Raw genomic sequence first — 12,016 nt, 5'->3', positions numbered from 1 at the left:
CCGACAGTCAGGTCAATGTCGCCGCGAGACCCCGTGGGTCATTTTCGCGGCGGCATACATTAACAGCTTTTGTGCGGTTAGCGGCTATTGACACGCTGTTCCAGCAGCTCGCGGTTGGACAGCGATAGTAGTTCGCCATCATCGGTCAGCAGCGTCGTCTTGACCGTACCGATCTCTTCGATCTGGCCTTCGACCTCTCCAATCCGCACCTGCTGGCCAACCTGGTACAGCTCGCGCACGTAGATGCCAGCCAGGATCTGCCCGGCAATTTCGCGGCTGCCAAGGCCCATCGCCAGGGCAACGGCCAGACCAACGGTAATCAGCCCGATGACGATAACGTGGTTCAGCAGGTCGGTTTTGACCTCCAGCTGGCTGATGGCTACCGAAATGCTGATGATGATCACCAGGCCCTGGGTAATACGCCCCAGGCCCGCCGAATATTCCAGGCCGATACCTTCGGCAGCGCCGCGCACCAGGCCGTTGGCCACTTGTGCCAGCAGCACGCCAACCAGCAGCACCAGCGCTGCGCCGAACACCTTCGGCAAATACAGGGCAAGCATGTCGAGCGTGGCCGAAACCCGCTCAAGGCCCAGCGACTCGGCGGCCGAGACCAGGAAGATGAGCAGCACGAACCAGTAGACGATCTTGCCGATCAGGGTCGAGATCGGCACCTGGATGCCGACCCGGCCCAGCATTTTGGTCAGGCCGGTGCCAGCCATCAGGCGGTCCAGGCCGAGCTTGGCCAGCAACTTGGACAGCAGTGTATCGAGCAGCTTGGCCACCACGAAACCGAGCAGCACCACGACCAGCGCGCCGAACAGGTTGGGGATGAAGTTCGCCACCTTGGTCCAAAGGGCAGTCATCGCGGTGACCAGGCTCTGGGTCCAGAGATCGAGTTCCATATTCAATCGGCCTTATCTGCTTTGCTGCCGCTGGCAGCGTTGCGGGAAGAGTGTCGACGCACCGGCGCGACATGCGCCGAGCCATTGTTCACGGCGATCAGCAGCGCCTGGCACCAGCGGCCGAGCAGGCTGAACAGATCGCCCGCGCCAACCTGGCGGTTGGCGGTTTTCAGCACGCGACCCAGGCAGGCAGCGTCATCCCGGTCGTCCCGGTCGTTGCCGGAGGGTGACGCCTTGAGCAGGTCGCGCAGGGATTCTTCAAACGGATCGTGCATAGGCACCTCGCGCAGTATCAGCAAGAGACGAGGTGGCCCAACGCTGGGTCACACATTGCATCGGGACGAATGTTTCAACATGGGAGATATTCGTGAGCATCTATACCCACCGTAACCGTCGGAACATCCACCACTGGCCCACCGCCAGCCCCAGCACGACGATGCAGGCAAACAGGAAGCCATAGGGGTTTTCCGCCCCGGGAATACCGCCGACATTAATGCCCAGCAGCCCGGTGATAAAGCTCATGGGCAGGAAAATGCAGGTGATGATGCCGAAGCGGTACATGGTGCGGTTCATGCGCTCGCTGCGCCGACGGTCTTCGCTCTCCAGCACCAGCGCAGCCCGCTCGCGGGTCAGTTCCAGCTCTTCGAGATAGCGGATCAGGCTGTTGTTGAGCTCGTTCCAGTAATCGGCGTCGGCGTCGGCGAACCAGCTCCATTTGCTGCGCGACAGCTGGGCGTAGATTTCCCGCTGCGGGGCGAGGAAACGCCGTAACCCGGCCGCGCGACGGCGGATCTGCTGCAGGCTGCCCTGCTCAGGCGTATACCGTTCGTCGGATTCAACCTTTTCCTCTTCAAGGTCGACCAGTTCAGACAGGTCGCTGACCAGTCCCTGGACCTTTTCGGTCAGCAGTTCGCCCATCAGCAGCAACAGCTCGGACGCCGATTTCGGCCCCCTGCCCTGCTCCAGCTGCTGCAAGACTTCGTCGCTGGCGCGCAACGGTCGCAGGCGCAGCGAGATAACCCGCTGGGCCTCGGCGAAGATGCGCACCGAAACCATGTCTTCGGGCTCGGCGCCGGGGTTGAGGTTGACCCCACGCAGGAACAGCAACAATTGCTCGTCCACCATGGGCAGCAGGCGTGGCCGGGTGTTCTCTTCCAGCAGCAAGTCGCAGGCAAACTCGCTGAGGCCGCTGTCGCGCAGCAGCCAGGTGCGGGTTTGCGGATGGCTGCGGTCCCAGTGCAGCCAAAGGCTCTGCTCGGGTTGCAGCTGCAGGTCGTCCAGTTCGGTACGGGCAATCGGGCGCGCGCCGCCTTTGCCATCGAGCACCAGGGCATGCACCAGCCCCCACTGCGCGTTGTCTTCCTCGAACATCAAAGCTCCATCAGCGCGTGCGGCGCATCACTCCGGCATTTTCAGCGGGTTTGGCGAGACCAGCACGCCATTGTTGTCGGCATATACATACTCACCCGGGCGGAAGGTTACCCCGGCGAAGGTCACCGCCACGTTGAGGTCGCCGATGCCGCGCTTGTCGGTTTTCATCGGGTGGCTGGCCAAGGCCTGGACGCCGACGTCGGTCTGGATCAGCACGTCGACATCACGCACGCAGCCGTAGATCACCAGGCCTTCCCAACCGTTTTTGGCAGCCTTTTCGGCGAGCATGTCGCCAAGCAGCGCACGACGCAGGGAACCACCGCCATCGACCACCAGCACCTTGCCTGTGCCATCGAGCTCGACCTGCTCCTTGACCAGCGAGTTGTCCTCGAAGCACTTGATGGTGACGATCTGGCCGCCGAACGAATCGCGCCCCCCGAAATTGCTGAACATCGGTTCCAGCACCTGCACCAGGTCGGGGTAGGCGTCACACAGGTCGGGCGTTACGTAATGCTGCATGGGAAGCTCCTGTCAGTCACAACGAAAGCGGGGATCGACCCAAGGCTACACCTTTGAGGCCGTCGCAGTCATCCGGGACCGGGCAGTCAGTTGGGTTCTACCTGCCCTGGCCCTATCGCCGGCAAGCCAGCTGCCACAGGGATACCCACAAGGTTCGAGGCCTGCGGTATCCCTGTGGGGGCTGGTTTGCCGGCGATGGGGCCAGAACAGCTAGAGCAAGATCAGCTGACAGGCACAGATTCTGCAGCCGCCGTCGACGCATGCACCGGCATCAACGGGTTGCGCAGCCAACGCTGCACCAGCGGCCACACCTGCACCTGCGCGGCCTTGCTGACCAGCATGTCGACATGCCCGAACGCCTCGAAGCCTTCTTCGCGCCCCAGCCGCAAGAACTGCTTGCGCTCGCCGCCCAGCTGATCGAACAGCTTGCGGCAGGCCCACACCGGGTCCTGGAAGTCGCCCGCACCGGCCACTGCCAGCAGCGGCACATCCACCTCGGCCAGCCCCGCCCACCAGTCGTGCTTCTTGTCGCCAAAGCGGCCGAACAGGCCATGCCAGCGCATGCTCTCCAGGGCCAGGCCGATCGGCTCGTCCTCCGGTCCACGCTTGAAACGCGGCCCGGAAATCTGCCCCCAGCGCTTGAGCAGCAGCTTCGCACCCCAGGTCAACGGCGGGACTTTCAGTGGCCAGTAGACACGGCTGATCTGGGTGCCGAACAGCGCCACGCTGGCAACGTCCTCGGCAGCCAGGAAACCACCGCCCAGCGCTGCCACCAGGGTTGTGCCGCCCAGTGAGTGACCTACCCAGTGCGGCGCCTGGCCCGATTGCTCGCGCACGAACGCGGCAATCAGCGGCAGATCATCACGGGCGTAGGCAGCCACGCTGTTGTGCTTCCAGTCGAGGTTGCGCGGCGACAGGCCATGGCCGCGCATTTCCGGGATCCACACATCGAAACCGGCGCGGGCAAGGTAGGCGCCCAGGCCAACCCCCTTGGGCGAGTACCAGAAGCGCCTATTGGAAAAACTGCCGTGCAGGAGAATGACCGGCACACCCTGGGCCGGGCCCTGATCGGCCAGCCCCAGGCGCGTCACGGCCAGCTCGACGCTGGGGTCAGGGCTGTTGCCGGCCTTGATCCGGTACACGTCTTCGCTGAGGTCGCCGCGGCGTTCGGCACTGAGCAGGGCCACGGGAAATAAAGTGCTGCTGCTTTGCATAAGGTTGCTTGACGCACAAAAAAAGGCGGGTTCCATCGCTGGAGCTCGCCCTGAAAAAAAAGGCAGGGGTACGCCAGACGTACCCCCGCGTTCTACTAGGTCAGGCTGCGCCTTGGCCTTCGGCCAGGAAGAACCAGGTTTCGAGTACCGAATCCGGGTTCAGCGACACGCTTTCGATGCCCTGCTCCATCAGCCATTTGGCCAGATCCGGGTGGTCCGATGGGCCCTGGCCGCAGATGCCGATGTACTTGCCCGCCTTGTTACACGCGGCAATGGCGTTGGCCAGCAGCTTCTTCACCGCAGGATTTCGCTCATCGAACAGGTGCGCGATGATGCCCGAGTCACGGTCCAGGCCCAGGGTCAGCTGGGTCAGGTCGTTGGAGCCGATCGAGAAGCCGTCGAAGTATTCCAGGAACTCTTCGGCGAGAATCGCGTTGGACGGCAGCTCGCACATCATGATCACGTGCAGGCCGTTGTCGCCGCGGGCCAGGCCGTTTTCGGCAAGCAGGTCGACGACCTGGCTGGCTTCGCCCAGGGTGCGCACGAATGGCACCATGATCTCGACGTTGGTCAGGCCCATTTCGTTGCGCACGCGTTTCAGGGCACGGCACTCGAGTTCGAAGCAGTCACGGAACGATTCGCTGATGTAACGCGAAGCGCCACGGAAGCCCAGCATCGGGTTTTCTTCTTCCGGCTCGTACAGCTTGCCGCCGATCAGGTTGGCGTACTCGTTGGACTTGAAGTCCGACAGACGCACGATGACCTTTTTCGGGTAGAAGGCGGCCGCCAGGGTGCTGATGCCCTCGACCAGTTTCTCGACATAGAAGCCGACCGGGTCGCTGTAGCCGGCGATGCGCTTGTCGACGCTGTCCTTCAGGTCGGCAGGCAGGCCTGCGTAGTTCAGCAGCGCCTTGGGGTGCACGCCGATCATGCGGTTGATGATGAATTCCAGGCGCGCCAGGCCGACACCGGCGTTGGGCAGCTGGGCGAAGTCGAAGGCGCGGTCCGGGTTGCCGACGTTCATCATGATCTTGAACGGCAGATCAGGCATGGCGTCGACCGAGTTCTGCTTGATGTCGAAGCCCAGCTCACCTTCGAAGATGAAGCCGGTGTCGCCTTCGGCGCAGGACACGGTCACGCCCTGGCCGTCTTTGAGCAACTGGGTGGCGTTGCCGCAACCGACCACGGCCGGGATACCCAGCTCACGGGCGATGATCGCCGCGTGGCAGGTGCGCCCGCCGCGGTTGGTGACGATGGCGCTGGCGCGTTTCATCACCGGTTCCCAGTCCGGGTCGGTCATGTCGGACACCAGCACGTCGCCGGGTTGCACCTTGTCCATTTCCGACACATCGTTGATCACGCGGACCTTGCCGGCGCCGATGCGCTGGCCGATGGCGCGGCCTTCGACCAGTACGGTGCCCTTTTCCTTGAGCAGGTAGCGTTCCATGACATTGGCGCTGGAACGGCTCTTCACCGTCTCAGGGCGAGCCTGGACAATGTACAGCTTGCCGTCGTCACCGTCCTTGGCCCACTCGATATCCATCGGGCGCTGATAGTGCTGCTCGATGATCATCGCCTGCTTGGCCAGCTCGCTGACCTCGGCATCGCTCAGGCAGAAGCGCGCGCGCTCGGCGCGGTCGACTTCGACGGTTTTCACCGAACGGCCGGCCTTGGCTTCTTCGCCGTAGACCATCTTGATGGCCTTGCTGCCCAGGTTGCGGCGCAGGATGGCCGGGCGGCCGGCCTGCAAGGTGTTCTTGTGCACGTAGAATTCGTCAGGGTTGACCGCACCCTGCACCACGGTTTCGCCCAGGCCGTAGGCGCCGGTGATGAATACCACATCGCGGAAGCCCGATTCGGTGTCGAGGGTGAACATGACGCCAGCGGTACCGGTTTCGGAGCGGACCATGCGCTGCACACCAGCCGACAGGGCGACCAGCTTGTGGTCGAAGCCCTGATGCACGCGGTAGGCAATGGCGCGGTCGTTGAACAGCGAGGCAAACACTTCCTTGGCCGCACGGATCACGTTGTCGACGCCGCGGATGTTGAGGAAGGTTTCCTGCTGGCCGGCGAACGAGGCGTCCGGCAGGTCTTCGGCGGTGGCGGAGGAACGCACGGCGACCGCCATGTTGTCATTGCCGGCGGCCATTTCGGCGAAGGCCGTACGGATTTCCGAATTCAGACGCTCCGGGAATTCGGCTTCCATGACCCACTGGCGAATTTGCGCGCCGGTCTTGGTCAGGGCATTGATGTCATCCACGTCAAGCGCGTCGAGGGCGGCATGGATACGGTCGTTGAGACCACTCTGTTCGAGAAAATCGCGGTACGCCTGCGCCGTAGTGGCAAAGCCGCCCGGCACCGATACACCAGCACCTGCAAGGTTGCTGATCATCTCGCCCAGGGATGCGTTCTTGCCCCCCACATGCTCTACATCATGGACGCCGAGCTTATCAAGGGAAACTACGTACTCTACCAAGGTGATCTCTCCACTAACTGTGTTGGAAAAGCTCAAAGGCGCCCGCCTGTCTTCAGTGACTTGGCCGGGCGTTTGTGGCCTGTACCTGGAAAATAGGGTCTGCAAGTGTGGCAGAATGCCGACAGCCGCATTCGGCAAACCGAACTTATCATATCCAAGAATCTTCATCAGCTTAAGGCCCAGATCGCAAATGAAACGAACCGCGTTCTTCATCTCCGACGGCACCGGTATCACTGCCGAAACCCTGGGCCAGAGTCTGCTCGCGCAATTCGAGAGCATTCCCTTCAACAAATTCACCCGTCCGTACATCGATTCGCCGGACAAGGCACGCACCATGGTCCAGCAAATCAACGCGGCGGCCGAGCGTGACGGGGTACGCCCGATCATCTTCGACACCATCGTCAACCAGGACATCCGTGAAATCCTGGCGACCTCGAATGGCTTCATGATCGACATCTTTTCGTCGTTTTTATCCCCGCTCGAGCAGGAATTGACCGCCCATTCGTCGTATTCCGTGGGCAAATCGCACTCGATTGGCGGCAATTCCAACTACATGGAACGCATCGAGGCGGTGAATTTCGCCCTGGACAACGACGATGGCGCGCGCACCCACTATTACGACAAGGCCGACCTGATCCTGGTCGGCGTGTCACGCTGCGGCAAGACCCCGACCTGCCTGTACATGGCCATGCAATTCGGCATCCGCGCCGCCAACTACCCGCTGACCGAGGACGACATGGAGCGCCTGCAGCTGCCGGCGGTGCTGAAAAAGCACCACAACAAGCTGTTCGGCCTGACCATCGACCCCGACCGCCTTACCGCCATCCGCCACGAACGCAAGCCCAACAGCCGCTATTCCAGCTTTGCCCAGTGCGAATTCGAGGTGCGCGAGGTGGAGAGCCTGTTCCGCCGCGAGAACATTCCCAACATCAATTCCACGCATTTTTCGGTGGAGGAGATTTCGGCCAAGATCCTGGTGGAGAAAGGGGTGGAGCGGCGGTTCAAGTAAGCCTGTGCTGGCCCCTTCGCGGGTGAACCCGCTCCCACAGGTACCCCACCAGCCTTGAGGCCTGTGCAATACCTGTGGGAGCGGGTTCACCCGCGAAGAGGCCAGCACAGGTACAAAAAAGCCCCGACATTACTGCCGGGGCTTTTTCATTTCAGCTCAAGCTCAGGACGGCACAACCGCCGCCTGCCCGCTCATGGCCAGGTCGACCAGCTCGCGGTTGGCCACCGCGTACATCGCGTAGTCGGTACCGGTGGCATTGCGCAGGTCATCCAGCATGGCGCGCCAGCGCTCTACCATCACCCGATGCTGCTCGGCCCACAGTGCCACACGGGCGTCCATGTCTTCCGGTGCATCGGCCATTTGCAGTACCGAGATGGTGATCGCCCGCTGCTGCAGGTCGATATCGTCGCGGAACGCCTCGCGCGCCAGCGCCTGCCAGTTGTTTTCCACCGGCAGGTTGCTGATTTCCTGCAAGTACCAGGTCAGGTCCAGCGAGCTGCCCACGGCGAAGAACGCCTTGGCCACCTGGGCCGGATCATGCCCGGTAACGTCAGCGGCTTCGATGATCGGCAACAGGGTGTACAGGTGGCTGGTACCGGCAACCATGCGCGCCAGCAGCTCCGGCACACCGGCCTCGACGAAGCCCTGGTAGCGCACCATCCAGCGTTCGCGGGTCGGGCCTTCAAGCAGCTCGTCCAGCTTGAGCCCCAACTGCGCGATCTTCGGCCCGAAATGCGCGGCGTCACGCCCGGCATCCTGCTCGTTGCGACGGCTGCGCAGGAACCAGCGGGTGGCACGGCGCCCCAGGCGCATCAGCTCGTCCATCAGGGTGAGCTGAATTTCGGCGGGTACCTGGTAATCCAGCGCCTCGATCTGGCGGAACCAGTGCGGCAGGTGGAAGATATCGCGCACGATCACATAGGCCCCGGCCACGTTGGCCGGGCTCATGCCAGTCGACTCCTTGAGACGCTGGACGAAGGTGATGCCCATGTTGTTGACCAGGTCGTTGGCGATCTGGGTGCTGACGATTTCGCGTTTCAGCCGGTGGCGGCGCATGGGCTCGGCGAACTTGCTGACCAGCGACGGCGGGAAGGCGGTTTCCATGTCGCGGGTCAGGTAATCGTCGTCCGGCACCCGCGATTTCAGCAGTTGCTCCTTGAGGTCGATCTTGCTGTACGAGATCAGCACCGACAGCTCGGCGCGGGTCAGGCCCTGGCCAGCGGCCAGGCGTTCGGCCAGCTGCTCCTCGGACGGCAGGAACTCGATGGCACGGTCCAGCTTGCCGCGGCTCTCCAGGTCCGCCATCAGGCGCTTGTACTCGGCAATCCGCTCGCGGGCACGCCGGGCAGCCAGCGACAGCGCCTGGGTCTGCTTGTAGTTGTTGCCCAGCACCAGGCCGCCCACTTCGTCGGTCATGCTGCCCAGCAGCTGGTTGCGCTGCTTCTCGGTCATGTCGCCACCCTGCACCACTTCATTGAGCAGGATCTTGATATTGACCTCGTGGTCGGAGCAGTCCACGCCGCCGGCGTTGTCGATGAAGTCGGTGTTGGTGGCGCCGCCGTGCAGGCCGAACTCGACCCGGCCGAGCTGGGTCATGCCCAGGTTGCCGCCCTCGCCCACCACCTTGCAGCGCAGCTCGTTGCCGTTGACCCGCAGCGCGTCGTTGGCCTTGTCGCCGACATCGGCGTGGCTTTCGCTGCTGGCCTTCACGTAGGTACCGATGCCGCCGTTCCACAGCAGGTCCACCGGCGCCTTGAGCAGCGCATTGAGCAGCTCGGTCGGAGTCAGGCGGTCGGCCTCGATGGCGAAACGTCCTTTCATCTGTGGGCTGATGGCGATGCTCTTGGCACTGCGCGGGAAGATCCCGCCGCCTTCGGACATGATGCTGGTGTCGTAGTCGCTCCAGGCAGAACGCGGCAGGTCGAACAGGCGCTTGCGCTCGGCGAAGCTGGAAGCCGGCTCGGGGTTGGGGTCGATGAAGATGTGCAAGTGGTTGAACGCTGCCACCAGTTGCAGCTTGTCGGACATCAGCAAGCCGTTGCCGAACACGTCGCCGGCCATGTCGCCCACACCGATGACGGTGATCGGGTCTTCCTGCACATTGATGCCGCGCTCGCGGAAGTGGCGCTGCACGCCCACCCACGCGCCACGCGCGGTAATGCCCATCTTCTTGTGGTCGTAACCGGCCGAACCGCCCGAGGCGAAGGCATCGCCCAGCCAGAAGCCGTAATCGATGGCAATGCCGTTGGCAATGTCGGAGAAGGTCGCGGTGCCCTTGTCGGCCGCCACCACCAGGTACGGGTCGTCATCGTCATGACGCACCACGTTGGCCGGCGGCACCACGCCACCGTCCTTGAGGTTGTCGGTAATGTCGAGCAGGCCGGAGATGAAGATGCGGTAGCACGCCACGCCCTCGGCAGCGATTTCGTCACGGCTGCCGCCCAGCGGCAGGCGCCGCGGCAGGAAGCCGCCCTTGGCGCCGACCGGCACGATCACCGAGTTCTTCACCTGCTGGGCCTTGACCAGGCCCAGCACTTCGGTGCGGTAGTCCTCTTCGCGGTCGGACCAGCGCAGGCCGCCGCGGGCAACGTTGCCAAAGCGCAGGTGCACGCCCTCGACCCGCGGCGAGTAGACGAAGATTTCGAACTTGGGCACCGGTTTGGGCAGCTCGGGGATCAGCTTGGGGTTGAACTTGAAGCTGAAGTACGACTTGTTCTGGCCATCGGCATCCGGCTGGTAGAAGTTGGTGCGCAGGGTAGCCTTGATCAGGTCCAGGTAGCGGCGCAGGATGCGGTCTTCGTTAAGTACCTGCACGTCATCCAGTGCGGTCAGGATGGCCTGTTCAAGGCGCTGCTGCTTGTCATCCAGGTCGTCCTGGGTGAGTTTGCGTGCCAGGTAGAAGCGGGTCTTGAACAGCCGGGTGAGCTCGCGGGCGATATCGGTGTGGTTGTTCAGGGTACTGGCAATGTAGCCGAGGTCGAAGCCCAGGCGAATCTGCTTCAGGTAACGGGCGTAGGCGCGCAGCAGCGCCACGTCGCGCCATGGCAGGCCAGCGGTCAGCACCAGCCGGTTGAAGGCGTCGTTCTCGGCATCCCCGCGCACAATGTGGATGAAGGCGTCCTGCAGGGTGTCGTTGAGCTGCTGGATATCCAGGCTCAGGCCTTCGCTGTAGGTGAAGGCGAAATCGTGAATCCAGTACTCGCGGCCATTGGCGTGGCGCAGGCGGTAGGGGAACTCGCCGAGCACGCGCAGGCCGAGGTTTTCCAGGATCGGCAGCACGTCGGACAGCGCCAGCGGGGTATCAGCGTGGTACAGCTTGCAGTGCAGGATGCGCTCGCCAACCTGGGTCAGCGGCTGGTAGAAGCTCATCGCCAGGGGTTTGGTTTCAGACAGGTTCAGCACGTGCTGCAGGTCGACCACTGCCGAGTGCGCGGCGAAGCGTTCGCGATAACCGGCCGGGAAGCCTTTGGGGAAGTCGGCGAGGATGTTGGTGCCCTGCGCTTCGCCGAAGTTCTCGACTACCAGCGCCGAGTAGTCGTCATGCCACGAGCGGCAGGCCTGGATGACTTCGCGTTCCAGCTGCTGGGGGTCGATGTCGATGCGGTTCTTCGGGTCGACCCGCAGAATCAGCTGCACACGCGCCAGCACCGATTCGGAGAAGAACGTCCAGAACTCGCAGTCGCTGGCCTTCAGCCGCTCCATCAGCACCTGCTGGATTTTCTGCCGCACTTCGGTGGAGTAGATTTCCCGCGGCACGTAGGCCAGGCAGTAGCAGAAGCGGCCGTACGGGTCCTTGCGCAGGAACACGCGGATCTTGTTGCGTTCCTGGATCTGCACGATCGCCATGACGGTGGTGAACAGCTCGTCGATCGGTGTCTGGAACAGGTCGTCGCGCGGCAGCACTTCGAGTACCTGGGTCAGCTCCTTGCCCAGGTGGGCCTTGGGGTCGAAACCCGAGCGCCGCTCGATTTCGGCGACCTTGACGCGGATATACGGAATTGCATGCACGCTTTCGCCATACACCGACGAGGTGTACAGGCCCATGAAGCGGTGTTCCTTGACCACCTTGCCGTCGGCGTCCAGCTGGCGGATCGACACGTAGTCCGGGTAGGCCGGGCGGTGTACGCGGCTGGGCAGCGCGGCCTTGGCAAACGACAGCAGCAGCGGCTCGTTGAGGTAGGCCACGGCGTAGTCTTCGATGCGCAGCTCTTCTGCCGTCAGGCCTACGCGCAGGCGGCGCGGCAGGCCGAGGAAGGACTGCTCGTCGTAGACCATCTGGCCACCACCGGCGCCGCCCTTGACGGTGAATTCTTCATAGCCCAGGAAGGTGAAGTGGTTGTCCAGCAGCCATTCGAGGAAGGCCTTGACCTCGCCCTTTTCGTTCTGCGCCGGGCCGAAGGCAGTCTGTTCCACCTGCGCCACCACTTCCCGCAGCTTGGCCTTCATCGGTTCGAAATCGGCAACCGCCACCCGCACCTCGGCCAGCACCTGCTCGATTTCGCGAGTCAGCACTGTCAGCTCGGCA

Annotated in this window: 8 protein-coding genes; 1 reads left to right on the top strand and 7 read right to left on the bottom strand. The window is 63.1% G+C overall.

Annotated features, from left to right (window positions below):
* Positions 1 to 77: 77 nt before the first annotated feature.
* From HP546_RS17450 to ppsA, 6 genes are all read right to left on the bottom strand, one after another.
* Positions 78 to 902: a mechanosensitive ion channel domain-containing protein gene (locus HP546_RS17450; protein ID WP_172227774.1), complete on the bottom strand. Its 825-nt coding sequence runs from the start codon at positions 900 to 902 to the stop codon at positions 78 to 80.
* A gap of 2 nt (positions 903 to 904) precedes the next feature.
* Positions 905 to 1,177 (bottom strand): hypothetical protein, encoded by a 273-nt coding sequence (locus HP546_RS17445; RefSeq protein ID WP_028697557.1) that lies wholly within the window; start codon positions 1,175 to 1,177, stop codon positions 905 to 907.
* Between the two features lie 100 nt (positions 1,178 to 1,277).
* A complete protein-coding gene (locus HP546_RS17440) occupies positions 1,278 to 2,273 on the bottom strand; it encodes a zinc transporter ZntB (protein WP_172227772.1) in 996 nt (331 codons plus the stop codon).
* 27 nt (positions 2,274 to 2,300) lie between these two features.
* On the bottom strand, positions 2,301 to 2,792 hold the full coding sequence (gene rraA / locus HP546_RS17435; protein ID WP_172227770.1) for a ribonuclease E activity regulator RraA: 492 nt from the start codon (positions 2,790 to 2,792) through the stop codon (positions 2,301 to 2,303).
* Between the two features lie 221 nt (positions 2,793 to 3,013).
* Positions 3,014 to 4,006, bottom strand: coding sequence for an alpha/beta hydrolase (locus tag HP546_RS17430; RefSeq protein ID WP_256678493.1), 993 nt, complete (start codon positions 4,004 to 4,006; stop codon positions 3,014 to 3,016).
* A gap of 100 nt (positions 4,007 to 4,106) precedes the next feature.
* Positions 4,107 to 6,482: a phosphoenolpyruvate synthase gene (gene ppsA, locus HP546_RS17425; RefSeq protein WP_172227766.1), complete on the bottom strand. Its 2,376-nt coding sequence runs from the start codon at positions 6,480 to 6,482 to the stop codon at positions 4,107 to 4,109.
* A gap of 190 nt (positions 6,483 to 6,672) precedes the next feature.
* Between ppsA and HP546_RS17420 the strand changes: the two genes are divergently transcribed.
* A complete protein-coding gene (locus tag HP546_RS17420) occupies positions 6,673 to 7,491 on the top strand; it encodes a pyruvate, water dikinase regulatory protein (RefSeq protein WP_012271263.1) in 819 nt (272 codons plus the stop codon).
* Positions 7,492 to 7,653: 162 nt separating this feature from the next.
* Here HP546_RS17420 and HP546_RS17415 read toward each other — a convergent pair.
* A partial coding sequence (locus HP546_RS17415) for an NAD-glutamate dehydrogenase (RefSeq protein ID WP_172227764.1) occupies positions 7,654 to 12,016 on the bottom strand: 4,363 nt, incomplete at its 5' end.

The organism is Pseudomonas sp. CM25 (assembly GCF_013179705.1).
Taxonomy (GTDB): Bacteria; Pseudomonadota; Gammaproteobacteria; order Pseudomonadales; family Pseudomonadaceae; genus Aquipseudomonas.
This window is presented reverse-complemented; position numbering and strand designations above follow the sequence as displayed.

Coding starts and splice junctions, on each gene's coding strand:
- HP546_RS17450 (WP_172227774.1), bottom strand. CDS start 902: ATGGAACTCGATCTCTGGACCCAGAGCCTGGTCACCGCGATGACTGCC.
- HP546_RS17445 (WP_028697557.1), bottom strand. CDS start 1,177: ATGCACGATCCGTTTGAAGAATCCCTGCGCGACCTGCTCAAGGCGTCA.
- HP546_RS17440 (WP_172227772.1), bottom strand. CDS start 2,273: ATGTTCGAGGAAGACAACGCGCAGTGGGGGCTGGTGCATGCCCTGGTG.
- rraA (WP_172227770.1), bottom strand. CDS start 2,792: ATGCAGCATTACGTAACGCCCGACCTGTGTGACGCCTACCCCGACCTG.
- HP546_RS17430 (WP_256678493.1), bottom strand. CDS start 4,006: ATGCAAAGCAGCAGCACTTTATTTCCCGTGGCCCTGCTCAGTGCCGAA.
- HP546_RS17420 (WP_012271263.1), top strand. CDS start 6,673: ATGAAACGAACCGCGTTCTTCATCTCCGACGGCACCGGTATCACTGCC.